This window comes from Streptomyces nigrescens (genome assembly GCF_027626975.1).
In the GTDB taxonomy this organism is placed as follows: Bacteria; Actinomycetota; Actinomycetes; order Streptomycetales; family Streptomycetaceae; genus Streptomyces; species Streptomyces nigrescens.
In genome coordinates this window covers 6,856,127-6,881,432 of sequence record NZ_CP114203.1, presented here as the reverse complement: position 1 = coordinate 6,881,432, position 25,306 = coordinate 6,856,127, and the positions used below count along the sequence as shown (strand labels likewise).

Annotated in this window: 23 protein-coding genes and 1 riboswitch; of the genes, 13 read left to right on the top strand and 10 right to left on the bottom strand. The window is 72.3% G+C overall.

Annotation, left to right across the window (positions count from 1 at the left end; all coding sequences use genetic code 11):
- Window positions 1–88 precede the first annotated feature (88 nt).
- Entirely contained in the window at window positions 89–2,521 is a 2,433-nt protein-coding gene (locus STRNI_RS30470) for a transglutaminase TgpA family protein (protein ID WP_159488552.1), read from the top strand.
- 330 nt (window positions 2,522–2,851) lie between these two features.
- Here the strand turns inward: STRNI_RS30470 and STRNI_RS30465 are convergent, their stop codons facing one another.
- From STRNI_RS30465 to STRNI_RS30455, 3 genes are all read right to left on the bottom strand, one after another.
- The gene (locus tag STRNI_RS30465; protein ID WP_093645950.1) at window positions 2,852–3,265 is read right to left on the bottom strand and encodes a DUF3040 domain-containing protein; all 414 of its coding nucleotides are present in this window, start codon (window positions 3,263–3,265) and stop codon (window positions 2,852–2,854) included.
- Window positions 3,266–3,524: 259 nt separating this feature from the next.
- On the bottom strand, window positions 3,525–4,280 hold the full coding sequence (locus STRNI_RS30460) for a methyltransferase (protein ID WP_018090237.1): 756 nt from the start codon (window positions 4,278–4,280) through the stop codon (window positions 3,525–3,527).
- Window positions 4,281–4,486: 206 nt separating this feature from the next.
- Window positions 4,487–4,972 carry an SAV_6107 family HEPN domain-containing protein gene (locus STRNI_RS30455; protein ID WP_159488551.1) on the bottom strand — a complete coding sequence of 162 codons (486 nt, stop codon included), beginning with the start codon at window positions 4,970–4,972 and terminating at the stop codon, window positions 4,487–4,489.
- A 230-nt stretch (window positions 4,973–5,202) separates the two neighbouring features.
- Between STRNI_RS30455 and STRNI_RS30450 the strand changes: the two genes are divergently transcribed.
- From STRNI_RS30450 to STRNI_RS30430, 5 genes are all read left to right on the top strand, one after another.
- Complete coding sequence (locus STRNI_RS30450; RefSeq protein WP_277412377.1) at window positions 5,203–6,045, top strand: ATP-binding cassette domain-containing protein; 843 nt, start codon at window positions 5,203–5,205, stop codon at window positions 6,043–6,045.
- Window positions 6,017–8,224 (top strand): YhgE/Pip family protein, encoded by a 2,208-nt coding sequence (locus tag STRNI_RS30445; RefSeq protein WP_277412376.1) that lies wholly within the window; start codon window positions 6,017–6,019, stop codon window positions 8,222–8,224. Before STRNI_RS30450 ends, STRNI_RS30445 begins: the two co-directional genes overlap by 29 nt.
- Before the next feature lie 35 nt (window positions 8,225–8,259).
- Window positions 8,260–8,877 (top strand): TetR/AcrR family transcriptional regulator, encoded by a 618-nt coding sequence (locus STRNI_RS30440; protein WP_026169738.1) that lies wholly within the window; start codon window positions 8,260–8,262, stop codon window positions 8,875–8,877.
- Window positions 8,878–9,237: 360 nt separating this feature from the next.
- Window positions 9,238–9,858 carry a DUF4126 domain-containing protein gene (locus tag STRNI_RS30435; protein WP_262042326.1) on the top strand — a complete coding sequence of 207 codons (621 nt, stop codon included), beginning with the start codon at window positions 9,238–9,240 and terminating at the stop codon, window positions 9,856–9,858.
- A 94-nt stretch (window positions 9,859–9,952) separates the two neighbouring features.
- On the top strand, window positions 9,953–11,470 hold the full coding sequence (locus STRNI_RS30430) for a phytoene desaturase family protein (RefSeq protein ID WP_277412375.1): 1,518 nt from the start codon (window positions 9,953–9,955) through the stop codon (window positions 11,468–11,470).
- Between the two features lie 638 nt (window positions 11,471–12,108).
- On the opposite strand, the gene STRNI_RS30425 is transcribed toward STRNI_RS30430, so the two are convergent.
- From STRNI_RS30425 to STRNI_RS30405, 5 genes are all read right to left on the bottom strand, one after another.
- A complete protein-coding gene (locus tag STRNI_RS30425) occupies window positions 12,109–13,248 on the bottom strand; it encodes a hypothetical protein (protein ID WP_266449779.1) in 1,140 nt (379 codons plus the stop codon).
- Between the two features lie 36 nt (window positions 13,249–13,284).
- Window positions 13,285–14,202, bottom strand: a complete 918-nt coding sequence (gene metF / locus STRNI_RS30420) for a methylenetetrahydrofolate reductase [NAD(P)H] (RefSeq protein WP_026169737.1) — start codon at window positions 14,200–14,202, stop codon at window positions 13,285–13,287.
- A 204-nt stretch (window positions 14,203–14,406) separates the two neighbouring features.
- Window positions 14,407–15,066 carry a thiamine phosphate synthase gene (thiE, locus tag STRNI_RS30415; RefSeq protein WP_159488541.1) on the bottom strand — a complete coding sequence of 220 codons (660 nt, stop codon included), beginning with the start codon at window positions 15,064–15,066 and terminating at the stop codon, window positions 14,407–14,409.
- 119 nt (window positions 15,067–15,185) lie between these two features.
- Window positions 15,186–15,551, bottom strand: a complete 366-nt coding sequence (locus tag STRNI_RS30410; RefSeq protein WP_018090227.1) for an Rv2175c family DNA-binding protein — start codon at window positions 15,549–15,551, stop codon at window positions 15,186–15,188.
- A gap of 125 nt (window positions 15,552–15,676) precedes the next feature.
- Window positions 15,677–16,918 (bottom strand): NAD(P)/FAD-dependent oxidoreductase, encoded by a 1,242-nt coding sequence (locus STRNI_RS30405; protein WP_018090226.1) that lies wholly within the window; start codon window positions 16,916–16,918, stop codon window positions 15,677–15,679.
- 153 nt (window positions 16,919–17,071) lie between these two features.
- Window positions 17,072–17,184: riboswitch (TPP riboswitch) on the top strand.
- Here STRNI_RS30405 and thiO point away from each other — a divergent pair.
- From thiO to STRNI_RS30375, 6 genes are all read left to right on the top strand, one after another.
- The gene (thiO, locus tag STRNI_RS30400) at window positions 17,182–18,405 is read left to right on the top strand and encodes a glycine oxidase ThiO (RefSeq protein ID WP_277412374.1); all 1,224 of its coding nucleotides are present in this window, start codon (window positions 17,182–17,184) and stop codon (window positions 18,403–18,405) included. It overlaps the preceding riboswitch by 3 nt.
- Before the next feature lie 68 nt (window positions 18,406–18,473).
- Entirely contained in the window at window positions 18,474–18,689 is a 216-nt protein-coding gene (thiS, locus tag STRNI_RS30395; RefSeq protein WP_093645833.1) for a sulfur carrier protein ThiS, read from the top strand.
- A 9-nt stretch (window positions 18,690–18,698) separates the two neighbouring features.
- Window positions 18,699–19,493 (top strand): thiazole synthase, encoded by a 795-nt coding sequence (locus STRNI_RS30390; RefSeq protein WP_018090223.1) that lies wholly within the window; start codon window positions 18,699–18,701, stop codon window positions 19,491–19,493.
- Between the two features lie 588 nt (window positions 19,494–20,081).
- Window positions 20,082–22,052 carry a Stk1 family PASTA domain-containing Ser/Thr kinase gene (gene pknB / locus STRNI_RS30385; RefSeq protein ID WP_277413341.1) on the top strand — a complete coding sequence of 657 codons (1,971 nt, stop codon included), beginning with the start codon at window positions 20,082–20,084 and terminating at the stop codon, window positions 22,050–22,052.
- A 66-nt stretch (window positions 22,053–22,118) separates the two neighbouring features.
- Window positions 22,119–23,018, top strand: coding sequence for a deoxyribonuclease IV (locus STRNI_RS30380; protein WP_018093520.1), 900 nt, complete (start codon window positions 22,119–22,121; stop codon window positions 23,016–23,018).
- A gap of 95 nt (window positions 23,019–23,113) precedes the next feature.
- Entirely contained in the window at window positions 23,114–23,674 is a 561-nt protein-coding gene (locus STRNI_RS30375) for a DUF4396 domain-containing protein (RefSeq protein WP_277412373.1), read from the top strand.
- A 47-nt stretch (window positions 23,675–23,721) separates the two neighbouring features.
- Here the strand turns inward: STRNI_RS30375 and STRNI_RS30370 are convergent, their stop codons facing one another.
- Window positions 23,722–24,345, bottom strand: coding sequence for a sulfite oxidase-like oxidoreductase (locus STRNI_RS30370; RefSeq protein WP_018093518.1), 624 nt, complete (start codon window positions 24,343–24,345; stop codon window positions 23,722–23,724).
- A 156-nt stretch (window positions 24,346–24,501) separates the two neighbouring features.
- On the opposite strand from STRNI_RS30370, the gene bfr reads away from it, so the two are divergent.
- Window positions 24,502–24,978 (top strand): bacterioferritin, encoded by a 477-nt coding sequence (gene bfr / locus STRNI_RS30365; protein ID WP_018093517.1) that lies wholly within the window; start codon window positions 24,502–24,504, stop codon window positions 24,976–24,978.
- Window positions 24,979–25,047: 69 nt separating this feature from the next.
- On the opposite strand, the gene STRNI_RS30360 is transcribed toward bfr, so the two are convergent.
- On the bottom strand, window positions 25,048–25,302 hold the full coding sequence (locus STRNI_RS30360) for a (2Fe-2S)-binding protein (protein ID WP_266449792.1): 255 nt from the start codon (window positions 25,300–25,302) through the stop codon (window positions 25,048–25,050).
- Between the last annotated feature and the right edge of the window lie 4 nt (window positions 25,303–25,306).

Sequence of the window (25,306 nt, the reverse complement as noted above, 5' to 3'; positions counted from 1 at the left end):
GACGGCCGGGGGCGCGCTGCCCCCGCGGCCGGATCAGCGGCCGGCGCGGGCGTTGCCCGGGCGGCCCCGAGCGAAGTGAGGCACAGGCATGAGCGGCCGGGCGCGGCTGGCGCTGTGTGCGGCGGTGGCCACGCTGTGTGCCGCCGGCGCACTGCTGCCACTGGTGGAACCGATCAGCTGGCTGATCCAGGCGGCGGTCCTGCTGGCCCTCGTGACGGGAGTGGGCGCGGCCGCCCGCCGGGCCCCCCTGGCCGGACCGCTGGTCATCGGCGCCCAGGCCCTGGCCTGCGTGCTGCTGATGACCCTGCTCTTCACTCCGGGCGAGGCGATCCTCGGCCTGCTGCCGGGACCGGACGCCCTGGCGGAATTCAGCCGGCTGGTGCAGGCCGGTGTACGAGACGTCGGCCGGTACGCCAGCCCCGCTCCCGTCACCCCCGGCATCCGGCTGCTGCTGATCGCCGGCGTGCTGGTGATCGGCCTGATCGTGGACGCGCTGGCGGTCACCTACCGCAGCGCCGCACCCGCCGGACTGCCGCTGCTCGCGCTCTACTCGGTCGCGGCGGGGCTGTCCCAGGGCGGCGCGGGGTGGCTGCGGTTCCTGATCGCGGCGGCCGGCTATCTGCTGCTCCTGCTGGCCGAGGGGCGTGACCGGCTCTCCCAGTGGGGCCGGGTGTTCGGCGGGGTGGGCGGCGCAGCGGGGCCGCCGGGCCGCGGACAGGGATTCGCCGCCCTCGGCGGCTCCGCCCTGGCCCCGGTCCGTACGGGCCGCCGGATCGGTGCGCTGGTCCTCGGGATCGCCCTGGTGGTGCCCGCCCTGCTGCCCTCTCTCGGCGGCGGGCTGTTCGGCACCTCCGGCAGCGGTACGGGCCCCGGCGGCGGAGGCGGCACGATCTCCGCGGTGAACCCCCTGGTGTCGCTGCAGGACAGCCTCAACCAGCCCGAGGACAAGGAAGTCCTCAACTACCGCACGACCGCCGCCGACACCCGCGATCTGTATCTGCGGATCGTCGCCCTCGACCAGTTCGACGGCACGACCTGGAAGCCGTCCGAGCGCACGGTCACGGACGTCCCCGAGCGGCTGCCGGGACCGCCCGGCCTCAGCTCCTCGGTCGACCTCAACCGCGTCAACACCTCGATCTCGACCGCCGAGTGGTACGCCCAGAACTGGCTGCCGCTCCCCTACCCGGCGTCCAAGGTCGACATCTCCGGGCGCTGGCGCTTCGAGCCCCAGGGCCGCACGCTCGTCGGGGACCGCGGACAGAACACCCACGGCCTGCAGTACCAGGTCGAGAGCCTTCAGGTCCGGCCCACGTCCCAGCAGCTGGCCAACGCCCCCGCGCCACCCGCCGACCTGCTGCGCGAGTACACCAAGGTCCCGCGCTCGCTGCCCCAGGTCGTCCGGAACACCGCCCGCCAGGTCACCCGGAGCGCCCCGACCGCCTATGCCAAGGCCGTCAAACTCCAGGACTGGTTCGCGCTCAACGGCGGCTTCAGCTACAACACGGACGTCCGGGCCGGCAGCGGTTCCGAGGCCATTGCGCGCTTCCTGCGGCAGAAGCAGGGCTTCTGCGTCCACTTCTCGTTCTCCATGGCGGCGATGGCTCGGACGCTGGGCATCCCGGCCCGAGTAGCGGTCGGTTTCACCCCCGGCACCAAGCAGCCCGACGGCACGACCTCGGTCGGTCTCAAGGACGCGCACGCCTGGCCCGAGCTGTACTTCCAGGGCATCGGCTGGACCCGCTTCGAACCGACCCCGAGCCGCGGCAGCATCCCTGACTACGCGTACCCCGACACCCCGGACACACCCGACCCGGGCAGCCCGGACCCCGCGCCCTCCCGGTCCACGGCCCCCTCGGAGGACCCGTCGGCCGCCCCGTCCTGTGGCCCCGATGAGCAACGGTCCGGCTCCGGTAAGGCCTGCGTCTCGCTGCCCGCGGAGTCCGGCAGCGGCCCGCCGGACGGCGGCTCGTCCCCCTGGACGATCGCCCTCATAGCCCTGGCCGGGGCGCTCGTCCTGCTGCTGCCCGCGGGCCCGCTGCTGTGGCGCCTGCGCATACGCTCCGGACGACTGGCGGGTCCGGACGGCGACACGGCCGCGGGCACCCTCGCCGCCTGGCGGGAGCTGCTGGACACCGCCTGGGACTTCGGCATCCTGCCGGACGAGTCACTGACCCCGCGCAAGGCCGCCGAGCGCATCATCCGCATCGGAGATCTGCAACCGGAGCCCGCCGCTGCCGCCCGCAGAGCGGCGGCGGCGGTCGAGCAGATCCTGTACGCCCCGCAACCGCAGCCGGTGTCCGGACTCGCCCTGGACGTACAGCAGGTACGGGCCGGGTTGCGGGCCGGCGCCAGCCGTGGTCTGCGGCTGCGTGCCCAGCTCGCCCCGCGCTCCGCGGCCCGGCTCCGCTGGGCCTGGTCGGCCCGCTGGTCGGCGCTGCTGCTCCGGTGCCGTACCAGCCGCCCGGTGGCCGCGGCACGGCGCGCGCTGGCCGCCCTCCGGCCGGGCCCGCGGCGGGCATGACCACGCGGCATGAAAACACGAGAAAAGTGCTGGGGCCGCCCGACAGAATCGGGCGGCCCCAGCACCTTTTGCCTTCCGGCGCCGACGGAGCACGCCGTTGCGCACCGCAGGCCGGGAATCAGCGGAGAAGCATCGGGCCCACCGGAGGACGAACTGCGGGCCGGAGACGGCGAACTGCATCGTCAAAAATTCGGCGGGAAAGAGTGACGCAAAGCGCCGCAAGCCGCAACTGGAAGAACGACGAAAAGAAACGTCTCCGGAGGGCGCGAGAGATTCGCCCAAGACCACGCTCTCGACGGGCTCGAGGAAATCCCACGGGCCCGTCGTCGCTCAGTGGCCCTGCTGTTCGTCCCTGCGCCGCTGCCAGCGGTCCTCGATACGGTTCATCATCGAGCGCCGCTGCCTGGCCTGACGGCGCGCCGGGGCACCTGTGCCACCTCCGGCACCCGCACCGGACTGCTGCTCACCGGGCTTGGGAGCCTTGCGCCAGCCGGTGACCGCCAGCACGGCGCAGCCGAGCATGACGAGGAAGCCCACCACACTGATCCAGATCTGCTGCGCGACCATGCCGGCCATGAGCAGGGCGATACCCACCAGGAAGCCCGCGACCGCTTGGTAGACCCGTCGCCGGGTGTACGTACGCAGCCCGCTTCCCTCAAGCGCTGTCGCGAACTTGGGATCTTCGGCGTACAGCGCTCGCTCCATTTGCTCGAGCATGCGCTGCTCGTGCTCCGAGAGCGGCACGGAGTCCTCCTACTCGTCGGTCGCGGGGGGCGACCGGGGTGCGACCCTTTCAGGATAGGCAGGGAATCGCCCCCGTGAAACCCGCCCCTCGACGCCAGTTCACTGTCCGGGCCGCCACGGCGACCGGTGGTGATGCTGCCTGCATTCCCCACCCGCCTATCCGTCATGCCGGAACGTCGTACCCCGATCATACGGGGCGAAGGGGCTGATCGGGTGGTCTGTGGCCGACTGCACGCGGTAGTCGCGTGAGCCGCGTGGGTCAGTCGCGCTCCGCGAGGACGTGCAGCTGGGTGGCCACGGAGTGGAACGCGGGCTGTTCGGCGGCGGCCGCCTCGAGCTTCAGCAGGGCCTCCATGGCGCCCGGCTCGGTGTCCACGAGCACCCCGGGGACCAGGTCGGCGAAGACACGTACACCGTGGACCGCGCCGACCTCCAGGCCGGTGGCGGACACCAGCTCGGTGAGCTGCTCGGCGGTGAAACGGCGCGGCACCGGGTCGCCCTCGCCCCAGCGTCCGGCCGGGTCGGTGAGGGCCTGGCGGGCCTCAGTGAAGTGGCCCGCGAGGGCGCGTGCGAGAACGGCGCCGCCCAGACCGGCCGCGAGCAGGCTGAGGGTACCGGCCGGGCGCAGCGCGTCGACGGCGTTGCGGACGCCCTCGGCCGGGTCGTCGACGTACTCCAGCACGCCGTGGCAGAGCACGGTGTCGTAGCCGCCGCGCTCGACGACGTCGAACAGGCCGTGGGCGTCGCCCTGGACCGCGCGTACCCGGTCGGCGACGCCCGCCTCCGCGGCACGGCGCTCCAGGGCGAAGAGGGCGTTGGGGCTGGGGTCGACGACCGTGACGCGGTGGCCGAGGCGGGCGACCGGCACGGCGAAGTTGCCGGTGCCGCCGCCGGTGTCGAGGACGTCCAGGGCGTCGCGGCCGGCGGCCTTGACCCGGCGCTCCAGGGCGTCCTTGAGGACCTCCCAGACCACGGCGGTACGAAGGGATGCGCGCGGGCGCAGCGGGTCAGACACGGCGGGTGGCTCCTCGGCGGGGGCATGAACGTCTAGGCGTCCACCACCCTATTCCGTCCCGCGCCGTCCGCCGCCTGCGGAGCCGCCCGGAGCGAACGTGGCGCCCGGCGGGACGGCGGGTCCGGGCCCCGCCCCCACCCCACTCCCCTCCTCCACCTCCGCCTCCTCCACCTCCGCCTCCTCCGCCTCCCCGGCTCAGTCGCTCCTCACCCCGCCCGCTGGGGTGGCAGTGAGGGCTGGAGGAGCAGCATCCGCTCCACCAGGCGCAGGAACATGGCGGCGTCGCGCACGAGATCGTCGGCGTCACGGCGGCTGGCCGCGCCCGCTATACCGGCCTCGGCCTTCGCGCGGCGGGCGGCGCCGGCGGCGAACAGGGCGCTCCACTCGGCCAGTTCGGGCGCGACCTCGGGCAGCACCTCCCAGGCGCTGCGGATACGCTGCCTGCGGCGCACGGTGGTCTCCGGCCGGCCGCGGACGGCGAGGACGGCGGCGGCGGTGCGCAGCGCGGCCAGATGGGCCGTGGCGAACTGCTCGTTGGGGGTTTCGAGGGTCTGTGCTTCGTCGAGGCCCTGCTGGGCCTGGGTGAGCAGGTCGAGTGCGGCGGGTGGTGCGGTCGCCCGCCGCAGGACGGGGTGGACATCGCTCGGGGGACCGTACGCAGCGGAGCTGCCCCTGTCGGGACGAGCTGCCATGACGAACCTCCTGTCGTCGCATGCCGGTTCGGGACCGAATGCCGATTCGGACCGTATGAGCCCATCGTGACGTGCACCACTGACAATCGACACTGACCTGCACTTTCGTCGGAAAGGGGACGGGTTCGCCCGCGCAGGCGCGGGAACGGATTCCCGACATCCCCTTGCGGAACGGGGGGTGGGGTGCGGCATACTTTTTGAACTGACCAGTCAGTTCAAGGGAGGGGATCGTGGACAGCACCCCGCACGGGGCGGCGGTCACGGCCGCGGGATTCGGGGTCAAGGGCCCCCGCGGATGGGCGTTCCGGAACATCGACTTCACCGCCGGGCCCGGCTCACTGATCGCCATACAGGGCCCTTCGGGCTCGGGCCGTACGTGTCTGCTGCTCGCGCTCACCGGCCGGATGAAGTCCGCCGCGGGCACCGCCGAGGTCGACGGACTGCCGCTGCCGAAGAAGAAGGCCGCGGTCCGGTCCGTCACCGCGCTCGCCCATGTGCCGGGGGTCGCCGAGCTCGATCCGGCGTTCACCGTGGGCGAGCATCTGCGGGAACGCGCCCTGTTGCAGGGCCGGTTCGGCGGATCGCTGCGGGCGCTGCTGCGGCCGCGGCAGGAGCGCAGGGCCGCGGCCCGCGCCCTGGTGGACGCCGCGCTGTCGGCGGCCGGCCTCGACCTGGAGACGCTGCCCAAGGGGATCCGTACGTCCGTGCGCGACCTGGAACGGCTGGAGGCGCTGCGGCTGTCCGTGGCGCTCGCGCTGATCGGCGGCCCCCGGCTGCTGGCCGTCGACGACACCGATCTGAAGCTGTCCGCCGACGAGCGCGCCGCGGCCTGGAAGATGCTGCACGGCCTCGCGGCGGCCGGCACCACGGTGCTCGCGGTGTGCAGCGAGCCGCCGGAGGGCGACGCGGATGTGGTGCTGGTGCGTACGGGCAGCCAGAGCGGCCCGTACGGATCGGACGGTACCGGCAGCGCGGACAACACGGACAGCACACCGGCCGGCACTCCCGCCGCCGACGGGCACGACGACGAGGAGGGGGCGGCCGATGCGCTCGCCGAAACTGGCCGCGCTTGAGCTGAAGCGGTTCGGCCGGGGGAAGCTGCCGCGCGCCGCACTGGCCGCCCTCCTGCTGCTGCCGCTCCTGTACGGCGCGCTCTACCTGTGGTCCTTCTGGGACCCGTACGGGCGGCTGGACAAGATTCCGGTCGCGCTGGTCAACGAGGACACGGGCGCGGCCGTTGACGGGAAGCGGATCTCGGCGGGCGACAGCATCGTCTCGGGGCTGCGGGACAGCCACACCTTCGACTGGCGGCCGGTGGACGCCAAGGAGGCCGCCCGGGGCGTGGAGGACGGCTCGTACTACCTCTCGCTGTCCATCCCGAAGGACTTCAGCCGGCGGATCGCCTCCAGCTCCGGGGACCATCCCGAAACCGGCGCCCTCAAGGTGCGGACGAACGACGCGAACAACTACATCGTCGGGCAGATCTCCCGGACGGTGTTCTCCGAGGTGCGCTCCGCGGCCTCCACGAAGTCGTCGCGCACCTTCCTCAACAAGATCTTTGTCTCCTTCTCGACGCTGCACGGCAAGACCGAACAGGCCGCGGACGGCGCCGACCGGCTCGAGGACGGCATCGGTCAGGCCAAGCACGGCACGGGCAAGCTGGCCGACGGCCTGGGCACCGCGAAGAACGGCAGCGGCAAGCTGGTCACCGGCCTGGGCGACCTCGACGCGGGCGCGGGGCGGCTCTCCCGGGGCAGCTCCGATCTCGCCCGGGGAGCCGGGACCGCCGCCCACGGCTCGCGCCAACTGGCCGACGGTTCCGGGCAGGTGGCGCAGGGCACCCAGCAGCTGGCCGACAAGGTCAACGGGGTCGTCGGCAAGGTGGGGCCCTTCATCCGGGCGCACGGCAAGGAGATCGGCGAGGCGGCGCAGCTCGTCGCCGACGGTTCGCAGGCGGTCCGTGACCACCTGGACAAGCTCCCCGCCGCGGCCTCCGCGGGAGCGAAGCTCTCCCGGGGGATCTCCGACCACATGGCCGCCTATTACCGGCTGCGCTGTGAGAGTGGGGTGCAGCTCGACACCTCCTGCGCAGAGCTGAAGCAGCTCAAGGAGGAGGCGGCCACCGCGGCGGACAAGGCCAAGGAGGTCAGCGGGTACGTCCACGACCAGGAGAACCTCGACCAACTGGGCCGGGATCTGGACACGCTGCACTCCCTGGCGAACGAGCTGGCGCAGCGCGGGCCCACCCTGGGCGCCGACATGGACGCCGCGGTCAAGAAGATCAACGATCTGAACGACGGGGCGCACAAGGTGTCGTCGGGGGCGCGCAAACTGGCCGCCGGCAATGCCCGGCTGGCCGCCGGCGCGGACACGCTCAACGACGGTGCGCACCGGCTGCACAACGGTACGGGCCGCGCGGCGGCCGGGATCGGCGACCTCGACTCCGGTGTGGGCAGGCTCAAGGACGGTGCGCAGACACTGAACGGCGGCATGTTCAAGCTCTCCGACGGTTCGCAGAAGCTGGCCGGCGGGCTGCACGACGGGGCGAAGCAGATCCCCGACTACGGCAAGAAGGACCGCGACGCCCACACCCTGGTCATGTCCGACCCGGTGCAGCTGTCCTCGGACGCGGCCCACAAGGCGCCGAACTACGGCACCGGATTCGCCCCGTACTTCATCCCGCTGTCCCTGTGGGTCGGCGCCATGGTGGCGTACATGCTGATCCAGCCGCTCAACCGGCGGGCGCTGGCGATGGGCGCGTCCTCCTGGCGGGTGGCGCTGTCCGGGTGGCTGCCGGTGTTCGGTGTGGGGGTGCTGCAGACCGCGGCGCTGATGTCCGTACTGCACTTCGCGCTCGGCCTGGAGATGGTGCGGGCGGCCGGCACGATCGGCTTCCTCGTCCTGGTCACGGCGTGCTTCTCGGCAATCGTTCAGTGGCTGAACGCGCAGTTCGGCCCGGCCGGGCGGATCCTGGTGCTGGCGCTGCTGATGCTCCAGCTGACCTCGGCGGGCGGTACCTACCCGGTGCAGACCAGCCCCGGCTTCTTCGCCGCCATCCACCCGTATCTGCCGATGAGTTACATCGTGGAGGGGCTGCGCCGGCTCATCACGGGCGGCGATCTCGCGCCCGTATGGCAGGGCAGTGTGGTGCTGCTGGCGTTCACCGCGGGGGCGCTCGCGCTGACGTCCCTGACGGCGCGCGGCCGCCAGGTGGTGCGGATGAAGGACCTCCATCCGGAATTGAGCCTGTGAGCACGCACCCGTCGGGGGGCGGCACAATCGCCCCCATGGACAGCTCCAATACACGCCGCGACGCCACCCGGCGCAAGCTCTTCGAGGCCGCGGTCACGCTCATCGCCGAACAGGGCTTCTCCTCCACCACGGTGGACGAGATCGCCGAGCGGGCGGGTGTCGCGAAGGGCACCGTCTACTACAACTTCGCGAGCAAGAACGTGCTCTTCGAAGAGCTGCTGCGGCACGGCATCGAGATGCTGGCGACGTCCTTGCAGGCGGCCGCGGAGGAGGTGGCCGACCGGGGCGGCAGCCGGATCGACGCGCTGGACGCGATGATCCGGGCCGGGCTGGACTTCATCTCCCGTTACCCGGCGCTCACCCAGCTCTACGTCGCCGAGCTGTGGCGCACCAACCGGGCCTGGCAGTCGACGCTGATGGTGGTGCGGGAGCGGGCCATCACTGTGGTGGAGGACGTGCTGCGGGAGGCGGTCGCCCGTGAGGAGCTGAGCGAGGAGATCGACATCCCGCTGACCGCCTCGGCGTTGTTCGGGATGGTCCTGGTGGCCGCCCTGGACTGGCAGTCCTACCAGCCGGACCGGTCGATCGACGAGGTGCACGCGGCGCTGTCGCGGCTGCTCCAGGGACGGATCAGCGGCCGGCCCTCGCAGTGACGGGAGGGTCCCCCGGCATCGGAAAGAGGGTGCGCGCCGGAGTGGTCAGGTACGGCGCGCACCCCTTTTTCTTCCCCCTGGGCCCGCACAAAAGTGTGCGCTGCCCTGGCACGGATCGTTCCCCCTCCGATCCGACCAGGACAGCGCTTCCCCCGTGCTCCCCCGTGTTCCCCCGTCACGTCCGGGAGCCGCGCCGCTCCGCCGCCCCGTGTCGGCGGTGCGGCGCCGCTTCCCTTCCGTGATCCCTACTCTTCCGTCCCGGCGGTCTCCGGCCCATCCGCGTACCTACTCATCTCGGCGTCTGAGTACGGATACTCAAACCTGAGCACCGGCCCCCAGTTGGGGCCTACGATCTGCGGCGTGTCCGTACTTCCCTTGGTGTTCACCAGTGGCTGGGCGAGCGGGATCAACGCCTACGCCGTCGTCCTGCTCTTCGGTCTGCTCGGCGCGACCGGCGTCACCGATGAGGTGCCCGCCGCGCTGCAGCGGCCCGATGTGCTGATCGTGGCCGGGGTGCTGTTCGTGGCCGAGGCCGTCGCCGACAAGGTCCCGTACGTGGACTCGGTCTGGGACGCCGTGCACACGGTGATCCGGCCCGTCTCCGGCGGCGTGGTGGCGGCGCTGCTGGCCGGCCACAACGGTTCGCTGCCCGAGCTGGCGGCGGGCGCGGTGGGCGGCTCGACGGCGCTGCTGAGCCATCTGGTCAAGGCGGGCACCCGGATCGCGGTCAACACCTCGCCGGAGCCGGCCAGCAACATCGTGCTGAGCCTGGCCGAGGATCTGGGGGTCGCGGGGCTCATCGCCTTCGCCGTGTTCCATCCGGTGGCCGCGGCGGTCATCGCGGGGACGCTGCTGGCCGCGGGGATCGCGGTGGTGGTCTTCCTGTGGTCGCGGATCCGCAGATTCCTCCAGCGACGGCGGCAGCGGCGGGCGGAGAAGCGGCCGGCCGCGGTGGACGGTGCGGCACCTCCGGTGACCTGACGGCGGCCTCCGGCCGGTGGCGCGCGGCCGCTGCCGGACCCGGCCCTCCGTGGCCGTGCGGGCGTTGTCAGTGGGTCCGGATAAAGTCGCAGGCATGGCACGGATTGCGGTGATCGGCGCCGGGATGGGCGCGATGGCAGCCGCTGCCCGGCTGGCCGTCGCGGGCCACCGGGTGGCGGTGTTCGAGCGTGACGCGACGCACGGCGGCGCGGTGCGGCGGCTGGCACGGGACGGCTTCACCTTCGATACGGGACCCGGGCTGCTGCATCTGCCGGCCGTCTACCGCGATCTGTTCCTCAAGACCGGCCGGGAGCCGCTGGAGAGCTGCATCGAGCTGACCCAGGTCGACCCCGCCGCCCGCCATGTCTTCGCCGACGGCACGGCCGTCTCGCTGCCGAACGCCTCGCGGGCCGGCGTGCTGGCGGCCCTGGACGAGGCGCTGGGCGCGGGCTCCGGGGAGCGCTGGAGCGAGCTGGTGGGCCGCGCCCGCGAGGCCTGGGACGCCACCCGCCGGCCGCTCCTGGAGGAGCCGCTGTGGACGGACTGGCGGGTGCTGGGGCGCGATCCGTATCCGGCGGTGCGCAGACGCGGCCTGTTCAGCCGGGGCAAGGGCCCCACGACCGCCACCCTCGCCGAGGTGGCCCGCCGCGAGCTGGCCGATCCCCGGCTGATCGCGCTGCTGGAGAGCCATGCGCTGGCGTACGGCTTCGACCCGCGCAGCGCCCCGGCGAGCGCCGTCGTGCTGCCGTACATGGAGCAGACCTTCGGGAGTTGGTACCCGCGCGGCGGGATGCGGGCGCTGGCCGACGCGCTGTACGAGCGCTGTGTGGCGCGCAAGGTGGAGTTCAGCTTCGGCGCGGCAGTGACCGGGATCGTGGAGAAGGACGGCAGGGCGGCGGGCGTCGAACTGGCCGACGGCCGGGTGTCCGAGGCGGAGTTCGTGGTCGCGGGCGTCGATCCGGTGCGGCTCGTGGAGCTCTGCCGGGGACGGGAGCCGTGGGGTGCGGACGATGTCCGCCCCGCCCTGGGCCCGGGTGACCGTGCCACCGGACGGCTCACGGTCTGTCTCGCGCTGCGCGGGGCCCGCCCGGGGGACGCCGCGCACCGGACGGTGGTCCATGCCGCGGACCGCACGGCCGAGCTGGCGGGCGTCTTCGGCGACGGGTCCGGGCTGCGGACGCCCTGCGACCGGCCCACGGTGACGGTGCTGCGCCCGGACGACCCGGCGACCAGGCCGGACGAGGCCCATGAGGCCGTGACCCTCACCGCCACGGTGGCTCCGCACGGGCCGGTCGACCGGCAGGACGGGGGGGCCGTGGCGGCCGACGCGGACCGGATGGTGGAGATCGCCGAGGCCGCGGTTCCCGGGCTGCGGGAGCGGGTGCTATGGCGGGAGGTGCTGCCCCCGACGGAGGACGCGCTGGTGCCGGGACCGGCGCTGGCGGGCCAGGAGGGCCGGTTCCTGCGGCCCGGCAACCGCACCCGGATACCGGGGCTCTACGCGGTCGGCGGCTGGTCGCACCCGGGCGGCGGTCCGGCGCACGCCGGGATGTCCGGCGCGATCGTCGCGGGCCTGATCGTGAACGGCGACGACTGGCACGGCTCCACGTAGCGCTGCGCTTTGCTTTCGGCCCACGTTTTCGGCTTTTCCCGCCGTAGTGGCTTCTCGCCGTTACGGCTCCGCTGCGCGGGGCGTGGACGCGGGTGACGCTTGCGAGTGCCTCGCCGTGGCGCCTGCGCTGCGCGGGGCTTGGACGCGGGTGATGTTTGCGGGTTTCTCGCCGTTGCGCCTGCGGCGGGCGGGTGGTTGTCGGGTGCGGTGACGGACCTCCGGGGCCTGGTGTGTGGACTGCTTCGCTTTACGTCCACACACCAGGCCCCTCCGGCCCGTCCCCTCCCGTGGGAGGAGTAAGTGACGGTGAGTGGGGGCGGGCGCCCGTAGGCAGTTCACTGCGCTCGACGAGCCGCACCGGACCACCGGCGACCACCCCCACCCACCGTTTTCCCATCCCCCAACGGGAGGGGACGGGCCGGAGCGGGTGGGGGTGTCCGGACGTAAAGCGAAGCAGTCCGGACACCCCCACCCGCGCAGGCCCGTCACCGCACCCCAACAGCCCCGCGCAGCGGACCCGCCCGCCGCCAGGCGCAACGGCGGGGACCCGCAAGCAACACCCGCGCCCAAGCCCCGCGCAGCGGACCCGCAACGGCGAACAACACCCACGGCGGGAAAGCCAAAAACGTGGGAAGCCCTCAGTATCGGTCGTAGCCCGGCTGCCCGTACGGCGGGTAGGGCTGCTCGGGCGGGAGTTCAGCGTCGCGCTGCTGGGGGACCCAGACGCCGCCGGGCGGGGTCTCGCCGTAGCCCTGGCCGGGGTACTGGCCCAGCGGCTGCCCCTGGCTGTCGTACTGCTGCGCGGCGTAGGGCGGTTGGGCGTAGGGGTCCGGCTGCGCGTACGGGTCGTAGGGCGCGGCGTACTGCTGGGCGCCGAGGTACGGATCGGCGTAGGGCGCCTGCCCGCCCTGGCCCGGATTGTCGCCGTAGGCCGCGTAGGGGTCGGCATAGGCGTCCTGGGCGGCCGGTCCCTGGCCGTAACTGCCGTCGTAGGCATAGCCGTTGCCGTTGCTGTTGCCGTTGGCGGCGGCGCCGTTGTAGGCGTCGTAATAGCCGTTCTGCTGGGCGCGGGCGTCGGGGCTGTAGATGCCGTACGTGCCGGTCTCGTCGGGCATCGGCTGCGGGGCGTAGACGGCGGTGGCGTCGGGCTGTGCCGTGTAGTCGTCCTGGACGGCGAACGCCTGGGTGGCGTAGGCGTCCTGGTCCTGCTGCGGCTGGTAGGGGTCCTGGCCGCGGTAGTCGTCGCCGGCGTTGTAGTTGTAGGAGCCCGGCCCTCCGTAGGAGCCCTGTCCGGCAAAGGTTTCCTGCGCGGCGAAGGGCTCCTGGCCGACGAGGGTTTCCTGCGCGGCGAAGGCGTCCCGGCTCTGGAAGCCGCCGGTGCTCTCGAAGGTGTCCGGGCCCCTGTCGGCGGCCGGGCCGGGGCCGTCGGCGGGCGGTACCGCCTCCAGGCCGGAGACCTGCAGGGTCGGTTCGGCGGACGGCGGGCCGGACGGACGGGCCCGCCGGCGGCGGCTCTCACCGGGCTTGCCGCCCAGGGACCAGCCGGTGGTGAAGCCGCGGCGGAAGGAGAGCGTGACCTGCGTCTGCCCTATGGCGAAGGCGATCAGGCCCAGCCCGATCACGATCACCGAGGGGATGATCACGCCGATGACCACGGCGAGGAAGCCGGTGAAGGCGAGCAGCCGCCAGCGCAGCCGCGCCTTGTACTGGAGCAGCACCTCACCCAGCAGCCACAGGGCGACCAGACCGAATGCGATGTAGAGGATCGTCCAGCCCATATACGCCCCTCTTCCGCCGCTCGCCGGCCACCGTGATCAGGACTGCTGGTGCAGCCCCAGATTCTCGTAGATTTCCAGGGTCGCCGTGGAGTGGTTCAGGGTAATGAAGTGCAACCCGGGAACATCCTCGGCCATCAAGCGTGCGCACAGTTCCGTTGCGTACTCGATCCCAATGGAGCGTACCGCCGCGGGGTCGTCCTTGACGGCCAGGATGCGCTCGGCCAACTCGGGCGGGAATGCCGCATTGCTGAGCTGAGCGAACCGTTCGATCTGGCGCACGTTCGTCACCGGCATGATCTCCGGAATGATCGGCGTGGAGCAACCCGCCGCCGCAACCCGGTCCCGGAGCCGGAAGTAGTCCTCCGGGTAGAAGAACATCTGGGTGATGGCGAAGTCCGCACCGGCCCGGCACTTGGCGACGAAGTGTGCCACATCGGTGTCCCAGTCCGTCGAGCGCGGATGCATCTCGGGGAAGGCGGCGACGCCGACGCAGAAGTCGCCGGACTCCTTGATCAGCCGGACCAGGTCGGCGGCGTAGCCGACGCCGTCGGGGTGCCTGACCCACTCGCCCATCGGGTCGCCGGGCGGGTCGCCGCGCAGCGCGAGCATGTTGCGGATCCCGGCGTCGGCGTACTGGCCGATGATGTTGCGCAGGTCCGCCGTGGAGTGGTTGACCGCGGTCAGATGGGCGACCGGGGTCAGGGTGGTGTCGGTGGCGATGCGCTCGGTGGCGCGCACCGTGCCGTCACGGGAGGTGCCGCCGGCGCCGTACGTCACGGAGACAAAGGTCGGGGAGACGGCCTCGATCCGACGAATGGCGTTCCACAGGGTCCGCTCACCCTTCTCGGTCTTCGGGGCAGCGAACTCAAACGAATAGGACTGCTTGCCGGAGGCGAGCAGTTCGCGCACCGTGTGCGCGCGATCAGTCCTGGTGGAAGCTGTACCTAGGGCCATACCGGCAGGTTAACCACCGGCCGGGCGCACACCAACCGTCATCGGCGTAATGCCTGGTTGGTCGGGTTCGTGTCCACTGACTGGACATTTTCCGGTCGCCGGGACGACAGAAAGCCGTCCCGCGCCGGCAAGCCGCGCCGCGAAGTGATACCGGTCACACCGGCCGGCTGCCGCGGCACCGCCGGGCGGCGGCTGCGCTCGTGCTCACTGCACCTGGTTCTCCCAGGTCCGGATGCGCTTGGCCAGGGAGGCGGCCGCGGCGCCCGGATCGTCCGCCTCGGTGATCGCGCGGACCACGACGACCCGGCGGGCACCGGCCCGCAGCACCTCGTCCAGATTCCCGGCGTCGATCCCGCCGATCGCGAACCAGGGGCGCTCGGGGGCGCGGGAGGCGGTGTAGCGGACCAGGTCGAGGCCGGGGGCGTGGCGGCCCGGCTTGGTGGGCGTGGGCCAGCAGGGGCCCGTGCAGAAGTAGTCCACACCGGCCTCGGTGAGCGCGGCGTCCACCTCTGCCTCGGCATGGGTGGAGCGTCCTATGAGGACGTCCGGGCCGAGGAGGGCACGGGCGGCCGGGACCGGCAGATCGCCCTGGCCGAGGTGCAGCACATTGCTGCCGGCCGCATGGGCGACATCCGCCCGGTCATTGACCGCCAGCAGCTTTCCGTGCCGCCGGCAGGCGTCCGCGAAGACCTCCAGATGCCGGAGCTCCTCACCGGCCTCCATGCCCTTGTCGCGCAGCTGGACGATGTCCACGCCCGAGGCGAGCACCGCGTCCAGGAACTGCGGAAGATCGCCCTGCCGCTTACGGGCGTCCGTGCAGAGGTAGAGGCGGGCGTCGGACAGGGCCTGGCGTGCGGTGGTCATCGGGCGGCTTCCCCCCAGGTCGGGGGCGTACGGACCGGGCCTTCCGGCACGTACGCCCCTCGGGTGCGGTTACGGATGCGGGTGCGGCGGCCGGACGGGAGCGCGCCGCGCCGGGCGGATCAGACGGCGAGCGCCTGGGCCCGGCGCTTCACCTCCGTACCGCGATTCTCGCGCAGCGCCTGGGCGGGCGTGCCGGGCAGGCTCTCATCCGGGGTGAACAGCCACTCCAGCATCTCCACGTCGGTGAAGCCGTCGTCCTTGAGGAGGGTGAGGGTGCCGACGAGACCCTTGACCACCTTGTCGTCCTGGATGAAATCGGCGGGCACATGCAGCGCCCTGTTCTCGCCGCGGCGCACCGCGATCAGCTGGCCCTCCTTGACCAGCTGCCGCACACGCGTCACCTCGACGCCGAGCTGTTCGGCGATGTCGGGGAGGGTGAGCCAGGCGGGGACGAGTCCATCGATGTTTGCGTCAATCTCGGTCACAGGACAAGCCTGCCACCTCGCACTGACAGCCGGTAGCCGGGCATCGCCATCAGGGGCTTCCTGCACACCGGCGGGTGACGTCGCCCGCCCGGCAACCGGCGGGCCATGGCGCGGGCCGGCGCCCGCTAGACGGCCGCGGCCTTCAGCGGTACGGACGCGTTCGCGGCCCGCTCCCGGTCCAGTACGACGCCCCGCTCGATCAGCTTGCGTCCCTGGGCGAGGTCCCGCGGCCGCCCGACGGCCAGCAGCGCGACGAGCCGCCCGTCCCGCAGCCAGATCACCGACCAGGCGGCCCCGGCCGGGTCACCGCGCCAGACCAGCTCGTCGGCGTTCCCGTGATGGCCCGCGTACTGCACGAACCGGCCGAACTGCTCCGACCAGAAGTACGGCACGGGGTCGTAGACCACCCCTTCGGCGTCGCCGCGGGCGATGTTCTCGGCGACCGTACGGGGACCCTGGAGGGCGTTGTCCCAGTGGTGGATCAGCAGGCGGGTGCCGTAGCGGGCCGACGGGAAGGAGGCGCAGTCGCCGACCGCGTAGACGTCGGGCACGGAGGTGCGCAGCTGGTCGTCGGCGAGGACGGCGCCGTCCTCCTGTGAGACCTCGACGCCCGAGCCGGCCAGCCAGGCGGTCGCGGGCCGGGCGCCGATCCCGACGACGACCGCGTCGGCGGGCAGGGTCGTGCCGTCGGCGAGGGTGACCGCGCCCGCGGTGACGGACGCGACCCGGGCGCCGGTGCGCAGCTCGGCGCCGGCGTCCGTGTACCAGCCGGTCATATGGGCGGCGACCTCGGCGGGCAGCGCACCGGCCAGCGGGCGGTCGGCGGCCTCGACGACGGTGACCGAGCAGCCCGCCTCGCGTGCCGCGGTCGCGAACTCGGCGCCGATCCAGCCGGCCCCGACGACCACGATCTCGTGCTGGGCGGCGAGCACCGGACGCAGCCGTTCGGCGTCGTCGAGGGTGCGCAACAGGTGCACGCCGGGCATGCCCTCACTGCCGGGCAGCACGATCGGGTCGGCACCGGTGGCGAGGACGGCGTAGTCGTAGGGGACCGGGCCGTCGGCCGTCTCGACGGCACGGTCGTCCGGCAGCAGGGCGGTGACCGGGCGGCCGAGATGGAGCTCGATGCCGAGCGCGGCGAAGTCGACGTCGAAGGTGGAGCCTTCGGCCTTACCCAGCAGGACCGCCTTGGACAGCGGCGGGCGGTCGTAGGGCGGGTGGGGCTCGTCGCCGAGGAGCGTGATCGCGCCGCGCCAGCCCTGTTCGCGCAGGGCGACCGCGGTCTGCACACCCGCGATTCCCGCGCCGACGATCACGACGCGCGGCGTGCGGTCAGGGGCCTGGGAGGACTTGCTCTGCTCGCTCACCCGATCACTCTAGGACGGTCCGCGACGCCGCTCGCAGCAGCACGCAAGGAGATCTCTGACACACCGTCACGGTCGGCCGCCCCGGGCTGCGGGCCCCGGGAGCCCGGGGCGCTGCCTTACGGCACGTCGCGGCCCCGTACTAAGGTGACGGATACACGCACTCGCGGGAGCCCGGACGTACCGGGCTGAGAGGGAGGCTGGCCGGCCTCCGACCGTACGAACCTGATCCGGGTCATGCCGGCGAAGGGAGGGGCTGGAAGCCCATGCATTCACCTGCCACACCATCGGGACCGGCCGCGCCGAGTTCTGATGTGCTCGTCCTCGGCGGCGGCGTCATAGGCCTGGTCACCGCCTGGCGGGCGGCCGGCCGCGGGCTGACCGTCGCGCTGGCCGATCCCGCGCCCGGCGGCGGCGCGGCGCGGGTCGCGGCCGGGATGCTGGCCGCGGTCACCGAACTCCACTACGGCGAGCAGACCCTGCTGGGCCTCAATCTCGCCTCGGCGCAACGCTACCCCCGGTTCGCGGAAGAGCTGGAGGAGGCCGCCGGGCAGCGGATCGGCTACCGGCGGTGCGGCACCCTGGCCGTCGCGCTGGACGCCGACGACCGCGCCCATCTGCGCGAGCTGCACGCGCTGCAGACCCGCTCGGGGCTGGACTCGCAGTGGCTCACGGGGCGCGAGTGCCGCCGTCTGGAGCCGATGCTGGCTCCCGGGGTGCGCGGCGGGCTGCGGGTGGACGGCGACCACCAGGTCGATCCGCGGCGGCTGGTGAGCGCCCTGCTGGCCGCCTGTGAGCGCGCCGGAGTGGCGTTCCACCGTAGCCCCGCCGCGCGGCTGACGGTCGACGGCGGGCGCGCCACGGGCGCCGAACTCGCCGACGGCACCCGGCTGTCGGCGGGTCAGGTGGTACTGGCCGCGGGCAGCCACAGCGGCCGTCTCGCCGGGGTCCCCGACGAGGTGCTGCCGCCGGTGCGGCCGGTCAAGGGCCAGGTGCTGCGGCTGCGGCTGCCGGACGTGCCGGCCGGCAGCCCCGCCTTCCTGTCACGCACCGTACGGGCCGTCGTCCGCGGCGGGCCCCTCTACCTGGTGCCGCGGGAGAACGGCGAACTGGTCGTCGGCGCCACCAGCGAGGAGCTGGGCTGGGACACCACCGTGACCGCGGGCGGGGTCTACGAGCTGCTGCGGGACGCCCATGAGCTGGTCCCCGGCATCACCGAACTGCCGCTGGTCGAGACCTGCGCCGGGCTGCGCCCCACCTCCCCGGACAACGCGCCGCTGCTCGGGCCGACCGGGCTCCCCGGCCTCCACCTGGCCACCGGCCACTTCCGCAACGGTGTCCTGCTGACGCCGGTCACCGGTGACGCGATGGCCGAGGTGCTGGCCACCGGGAGCCTCCCCGAAGAGGCCCGCCCCTTCTCCCCCGCGCGCTTCTCCCCCGCCGCCACGGGGCCGGAGCGCACCCGTGTCCCCGAGGAGCAGCCCGTATGAGCGAGCGCACTGAGCCAACGGTAAAGACGGGTGGCGACGGCACACCCGCCGAACGAAACGAGGCAGGCATGAGCGCGTCCACCGTGTCCGTGTCCGTCAACGGCGAGGCCCGTGAGATCCCCGGCGGACTCACCCTCGACCGGCTCGTCGCAACGCTGTCCCAGGCGCCTGCCGGGGTGGCCGCGGCGGTCAACGAAATCGTGGTGCCACGCACCCAGTGGCCCACCACCCCGCTCGGCGACGGCGACCGCGTCGAGGTGCTCACCGCGGTCCAGGGAGGCTGATCCGCAGACATGGCCGACGACCCGCTCACCCTTGCCGGCACCACCTTCGACTCCCGTCTGATCATGGGAACCGGTGGCGCCCCCAGCCTCGACGTCCTGGAACGGGCGCTGCTCGCCTCCGGTACGGAGCTGACGACGGTCGCCATGCGGCGGCTGGATCCGACCGTGCAGGGCTCGGTGCTGTCCCTACTGGAACGCCACAGCATCCGCGTGCTGCCGAACACCGCGGGCTGCTTCACCGCCGGCGAGGCCGTGCTCACCGCCCGCCTCGCGCGTGAGGCGCTCGGCACGGACTGGATCAAGGTCGAGGTCGTCGCCGACGAGCGGACCCTGCTCCCCGACCCGATCGAGCTCCTCGATGCCGCCGAGACCCTCGTGGACGACGGTTTCACGGTGCTGCCCTATACGAACGACGATCCGGTGCTGGCCCGCAAGCTGGAGGACGTCGGCTGCGCCGCGATCATGCCGCTCGGCTCGCCGATCGGCTCCGGGCTCGGCATCCGCAATCCGCACAACTTCCAGCTGATCACCGAGCGGGCCGGCGTCCCCGTCATCCTCGACGCGGGCGCGGGCACGGCATCGGACGTCGCACTGGCCATGGAGCTGGGCTGCGCGGCGGTCATGCTGGCCTCCGCGGTGACGCGCGCGCAGGAGCCGGAGCTGATGGCGACGGCTATGCGCCACGCGGTTGCCTCCGGCCGGCTGGCCTATAGGGCGGGGCGGATCCCGCGCCGTCATTTCGCGTTGGCGTCGTCGCCGACGGAGGGTGTGGCCGCCTTCGACCCGGAGCGGCCGGCTTTCTAGCCCACGTTTTCGGCTTTCCCGCCGTGGGGGCTTGGCCCCGTTTCGGGTCCGCTGCGCGGGGCGTGGGTTCGGGTGACGCTTGCGGGTTCCCCGCCGTTGCGCCTGCGGCGGGCGGGTGGTTGTCGGGTGCGGTGACGGACCTCCGGGGCAGGGTTTCCGGACTGCTTCGCTTTACGTCCGGAAACCCTGCCCCTCCGGCCCGTCCCCTCCCGTAGGAGGAGTAAGTAACGGTGAGTGGGGGCGGGCGCCCGTAGGCGGCGATTCACTCCTGCTTCGCGAGGAGCACAGGACCACCGGCGGGCACCCCCACCAGCCGTTTTCCCACCCACCCCACGGGAGGGGACGGGCCGGAGCGGGTGGGGGTGTCCGGACGTAAAGCGAAGCAGTCCGGACACCCCCACCCGCGCAGGCCCGTCACCGCACCCCAACAGCCCCGCGCAGCGGACCCGCCCGCCGCCAGGCGCAACGGCGAGAAACCACCACGGCGGGAAAGCCAAAAACGTGGGCCCGAGGCAAAGCGCAGCGAACCGGCGGGGCAGCCGAAATCGTGGGCAGACGCTATAGGCCATACACTCGTCTGCCGTGGATATGACCCTTCAGGACCCGCTCGTGGGCCAGCTGCTCGACGGCCGCTACCGCGTTCAGGCGCGCATCGCCGCCGGCGGTATGGCCACGGTGTACCAGGCCGTGGACACCCGGCTGGACCGTCTGCTCGCGCTGAAGGTGATGCATCCCACCCTCGCCACGGATGCGGCGTTCGTCGACCGCTTCATCCGTGAGGCGAAGTCGGTGGCGCGGCTGTCGCATCCGAATGTGGTGGGCGTCTTCGACCAGGGCACGGACGGTACGTACGTCTATCTGGCGATGGAGTACGTCGCCGGCTGCACGCTGCGCGATGTGCTGCGCGAGCGGGGTGCCCTGCAGCCGCGGGCCGCGCTGGACATCCTGGAGCCGATCCTGGCCGCGCTGGGCGCCGCGCACCGTGCCGGGCTGGTGCACCGGGACATGAAGCCGGAGAACGTCCTGATCGGCGATGACGGCCGGGTGAAGGTCGCCGACTTCGGTCTGGTGCGTGCGGTGGACACGAACACGACCGCCTCGACGGGATCCGTCCTGGGCACCGTCTCCTATCTGGCCCCCGAGCAGATGGAGCACGGCACCGCGGACGCCCGGGTCGATGTCTACGCCTGTGGTGTGGTGCTCTACGAGATGCTGACCGGCGGTAAGCCGCACACCGGCGGCTCCGTGGCGCAGATCCTCTACCAGCATCTGCACGAGGACGTGCTGCCGCCGTCGGGGCTGGTGCCCGGTCTCGCGCCGCAGCTGGACGGGCTGGTGGCGCTGGCCACCGCCCGCGACCCGCAGCAGCGCCCGCAGGACGCGGTGGCGATGCTGTCCCGGGCGCAGGAGACCCGTGCGCAGCTGACCGATGCCCAGCTGGATGTGGTGCCGCCGCAGGCCAGGGAGGTGCCCGCGGGCGGCCTCGGCGACGGCTCGGAGCGCACGGACGTGATACCCCGCCCCGAGGGCGTACAGCCGCCGCTGCCGGGGACGGACGAGGCGGAGCTGAACCGCACCAGCCGACTGGAGGTGCCGCCGTCGGAGCAGACGACGCGGCTGCGTCCGGTGCCGGCGCCCGCGGCGTCCGCGGCGCCCCGCGGCGGGCTGCTGCAGCGGCACCGGCTGGCCACGATCATCGCGGCGGTGCTGCTGCTCCTGGGGGCGGGCACGGGCGTCTGGTACATCAACGCCGGTCAGTTCACCACCGTCCCCGCGGTCCTGGACATGCCGCAGGCCAAGGCCGAGAAGACGCTGCGTGACGAGGGCCTGGGCGTGAAGGTGGTGCGCGGCTTCAGCTCGAATGTCGACCGTGGCCATGTCATGAAGACGGATCCGGCCAACGGCAAGCAGATCCGGGGTACGGGCACGGTCACGATCACCGTCTCCAGGGGCCCCGACATCGTCACCGTCCCGGATCTGTCGGGCACCCCGGTCGCCGACGCCAAGCGCAAGCTGCGGGACCTCGGGCTGATCCCGGGCACCCAGAAGCGGGCTTTCAGCGAGGAGGTCGCCAGGGGCTCGGTGATCGGTACGGACCCGGTCGCGGGCAGCAAGCGGCGGCCCGACACGGCGGTGGCGCTGACCATCAGCCGGGGCGCCGAGGTCGAGGCGCCCGGGGTGCTCGGCAGCGAGCGCGCGGACGCCGCGGAAACCCTGCGTGCGGCGGGCCTCAAGGTCCGCTTCGCCGACGAGCCGGTCCACTCGACCCAGGACAAGGGCACCATCGCCCGGCAGACGCCGGCCGAGGGCAAGAAGATGGGCAAGGGCGAAACGGTCACCCTCACGCTCTCCAAGGGCCCGGAGATGGTCCCGGTCCCGGATGTCACCGGCAAGAACGAAGAGGACGCCAAGAAGCAGCTGACGGATCTCGGCTTCCAGGTCGAGGTGGACAAGCCGTTCCTCTTCCCGCAGGACGAGGTCGACTCGCAGTCCGTGGAGGCCGGCAAGAAGGCGCCCAAGGGCGGCACCATCACCATCAAGATGAAGGGCGCGCTGTAGCGCCCTGATGCGGCGGGGCCGCCGTCCGGCGGACGGCGGCCGTGGCGCACCTGGCACCCTGGGAGGGTGAGTACCTCCCCCTCCCCAAAGGGCGCCGAGCAGCGCGCCCGTGCCCGTAATCCGGTCGGCGGCCATGTGCCGGTGGCCGGCGGCCTGGCGAAGGCCGGCATTCCGTACGCCCGCGAGATGGGCGACGAGGTCGTGCAGGTCTTCGTGGCCAATCCGCGCGGCTGGGCGACGACGCCCGGCAGCCCCGAACAGGACGAGGCGTTCCGGGCGGCCTGTGCCCTGCAGGGGATTCCGGCGTACGTCCATGCGCCGTATCTGATCAACTTCGGTTCGCACACCGAGGCGACCGTCGAGAAGTCCGTGGCGTCGCTGCGCCACTCACTGCGCCGCGGCCGGGAGATCGGGGCGCTCGGGGTGGTCGTGCACACCGGCTCGGCGACCGGCGGACGGCCTCGTGCGGCGGCGATGGCGCAGGTCAGGGAGCGTATGCGGCCGCTGCTGGAGGAGCTGACGCACCCGGACGACCCCTGGCTGCTGCTGGAGCCGACGGCCGGGCAGGGCGCGTCGCTGTGTGCGCTGGCCGAGGACCTCGGGCCGTATTTCGACGCGCTGGACCGGCACCCCAAGCTGGGGGTCTGCCTCGACACCTGCCATGCGTTCGCCGCCGGGCACGACATGGCGGCGCCGGGCGGGATGAAGGCGCTGCTGGACGAGCTGGTGGAGGTCACCGGCGAGGGCCGGCTGAAGCTGATCCACGCCAATGACTCCAAGGACGTGGTCGGCGCCCACAAGGACAGGCACGAGAACATCGGCGCAGGTCACATCGGTGCGGAGCCGTTCGGTGAGCTGTTCGTCCATCCGGCGACGGCCGGGGTGCCGCTGGTCGTCGAGACGCCGGGCGGCAAGGAGGGCCATGCGGCGGACGTGGCCCGGCTCAAGGAGCTGCGCGCGCCCTGAGCCTGCCGGTGCCCCCTGGCGGGAAAGGGAATCCGTAGGGGGTACCTGGTTCTTGTCGTCGGGCAGGGACCGTCACCTCGCGTTGGGGGTATGCCATGGACCGCGCACCGCACGAGCACCGGACGGCCGCACCCGGCGAGCGGGCCGGCGCTCCGGAGGGCACCGGCCACCCGGACCGCGCCGGCCATGCGCCACCCGCCGGGCACACCGCCCCCGGCCCGGCCGGCTGGGCACCGGCGGCGCGGGCGACCCTGCACTGTCTGACCGGCTGCGCCGTCGGCGAGATCCTCGGCATGGTGATCGGCACGGCCCTGAACTGGCACAACGTTCCGACGATGGTCCTGGCCATCGTGCTGGCCTTCGTCTTCGGCTATGCGCTCACGGTGCGCGGCGTCCTGGCGGCGGGCGTCGGCTTCCGGGTGGCGCTGCGGGTCGCGCTGGCCGCCGACACGCTCTCCATCGCGGTCATGGAGCTGATCGACAACGGCGTGATCGCGCTCTGGCCGAGCGCCATGGACGCCCAGCTCTCGGACGCGCTGTTCTGGGGTGTGCTGGCCGCGTCCCTGGTGCTCGCCTTCGTGGTGACCACACCGGTCAACAAGTGGATGATCGGCCGCGGCAAGGGGCATGCGGTGGTGCACCGGTACCACCACTGATCACGGACTCCGCCGGGCACGGGATGAACCCGCCCGGGGCGTGCGGCTCAGAGTTCGGGGCCGTCGCCGGGCTCTTCCTGGTACGAGTAGCGCTGCTCACGCCACGGGTCACCCAGATTGTGGTAGCCGCGCTCTTCCCAGAAGCCGCGGCGGTCGGCCCGCATGTATTCGATACCGCGGACCCATTTGGGCCCTTTCCATGCGTACAGATGCGGCACGATCAGACGGACCGGGAATCCGTGCTCCGCGGTGAGGAGTTCACCGGAGCGATGGGTGGCGAAGAGGCACTTCTCCGCGGCGAAATCCTCGATCCGCAAATTCGAACTGAAGCCGTACTCGGCCCACACCATGACATGGGTGACATCGGGCGCCGGCGGCGCCAGATCCAGGATCGTCCGGGTGCGGACCCCGCCCCATTCGGCTCCCAGCATGCTGAATTTCGTCACGCAGTGCATATCCGCGACGACCGTGCTGTACGGCAGGGCCGTGAATTCCTCGTGCGACCAGCAGTGCTTCGCGTCGTCGGCGGTGGCGCCGAATGCCCGGAACTCCCAGCGTTCGGCCCGGAACTTCGGCACCGGCCCGTAATGCGTCACCGGCCAGCCCCGCTGGAGCCGCTGCCCCGGAGGCAGCTCAGGAGGCTCCTCTTCGCGGCTTTCCGGCTGACCCATGCCCTCCATGTTGTCAGACCGGAAGGGGTGCCGATGACCAGGGAGGGAGGGATTCGGGCAACTCGTACTAAGCATGCACTTACTGGACGCCCCACTCCGGGCGGTGCGAGGATGCGCGGCACCTGCCCAGTTCTCGCGTGGAAGGAGCCCGCAGCCATGCAGGGCGACCCCGAGGTCATCGAATTCCTCAACGAGCAGCTGACCGCCGAGCTGACCGCGATCAACCAGTACTTCCTGCACGCCAAGATGCAGGAGAACTTCGGCTGGACGAAGCTCGCCAAGTACACCCGCTCCGAGTCCTTCGACGAGATGAAGCACGCGGAGATCCTCACCGACCGGATTCTCTTCCTCGACGGTCTGCCGAATTACCAGCGGCTGTTCCATGTACGGGTCGGCCAGACCGTCACCGAGATGTTCCAGGCCGACCGGCAGATCGAGGTCGAGGCCATCGACCGCCTCAAGCGCGGTATCGAGCTGATGCGCAACAAGGGCGACATCACGTCGGCGAATATCTTCGAGGACATCCTCGCGGACGAGGAGCACCACATCGACTATCTCGACACCCAGCTGGAACTGATCGAGAAGCTCGGAGAGGCGCTCTACATCGCCCAGGTCATCGAGCAGCCGAGCTGAGCGAACGGCCTGACGGCCACCCTCCGCGACGGCCCGGCCGGCACGGGGAGATCACCCGCGCCCTGAGGGCTACGCGGCCCCCGAAAGCGCCGCGGGCACCACTGCGTCCGCCTCCGCGCCCAGCGGTTCGGGCGCACCGCTGTCGATGAGCTCACGGCGAGGGCAGTCCCCCCGGCCGAGCAGCGACTGGATACGGCGCACACAGCCGCCGCAGTCGGTGCCGGCCTTGCAGGCGGAGGCGATCTGACGGGGCGTGCAGGCGCCCGTGTCCGCGTGGTCGCGGACCTGCTGCTCGGTGATCCCGAAGCAAGAGCAGACGTACACGCGG

What these genes read in the sequence shown, in the direction of transcription:
- STRNI_RS30370 (WP_018093518.1), bottom strand. Translation starts at nt 24,345, where the DNA reads ATGGGTCAGCCGGAAAGCCGCGAAGAGGAGCCTCCTGAGCTGCCTCCG.
- thiS (WP_093645833.1), top strand. Translation starts at nt 18,474, where the DNA reads ATGAGCGCGTCCACCGTGTCCGTGTCCGTCAACGGCGAGGCCCGTGAG.
- STRNI_RS30375 (WP_277412373.1), top strand. Translation starts at nt 23,114, where the DNA reads ATGGACCGCGCACCGCACGAGCACCGGACGGCCGCACCCGGCGAGCGG.
- STRNI_RS30430 (WP_277412375.1), top strand. Translation starts at nt 9,953, where the DNA reads ATGGCACGGATTGCGGTGATCGGCGCCGGGATGGGCGCGATGGCAGCC.
- STRNI_RS30455 (WP_159488551.1), bottom strand. Translation starts at nt 4,972, where the DNA reads ATGGCAGCTCGTCCCGACAGGGGCAGCTCCGCTGCGTACGGTCCCCCG.
- STRNI_RS30440 (WP_026169738.1), top strand. Translation starts at nt 8,260, where the DNA reads ATGGACAGCTCCAATACACGCCGCGACGCCACCCGGCGCAAGCTCTTC.
- thiE (WP_159488541.1), bottom strand. Translation starts at nt 15,066, where the DNA reads ATGACCACCGCACGCCAGGCCCTGTCCGACGCCCGCCTCTACCTCTGC.
- STRNI_RS30425 (WP_266449779.1), bottom strand. Translation starts at nt 13,248, where the DNA reads ATGGGCTGGACGATCCTCTACATCGCATTCGGTCTGGTCGCCCTGTGG.
- pknB (WP_277413341.1), top strand. Translation starts at nt 20,082, where the DNA reads ATGACCCTTCAGGACCCGCTCGTGGGCCAGCTGCTCGACGGCCGCTAC.
- STRNI_RS30470 (WP_159488552.1), top strand. Translation starts at nt 89, where the DNA reads ATGAGCGGCCGGGCGCGGCTGGCGCTGTGTGCGGCGGTGGCCACGCTG.
- STRNI_RS30445 (WP_277412376.1), top strand. Translation starts at nt 6,017, where the DNA reads ATGCGCTCGCCGAAACTGGCCGCGCTTGAGCTGAAGCGGTTCGGCCGG.
- thiO (WP_277412374.1), top strand. Translation starts at nt 17,182, where the DNA reads ATGCATTCACCTGCCACACCATCGGGACCGGCCGCGCCGAGTTCTGAT.
- bfr (WP_018093517.1), top strand. Translation starts at nt 24,502, where the DNA reads ATGCAGGGCGACCCCGAGGTCATCGAATTCCTCAACGAGCAGCTGACC.
- metF (WP_026169737.1), bottom strand. Translation starts at nt 14,202, where the DNA reads ATGGCCCTAGGTACAGCTTCCACCAGGACTGATCGCGCGCACACGGTG.
- STRNI_RS30390 (WP_018090223.1), top strand. Translation starts at nt 18,699, where the DNA reads ATGGCCGACGACCCGCTCACCCTTGCCGGCACCACCTTCGACTCCCGT.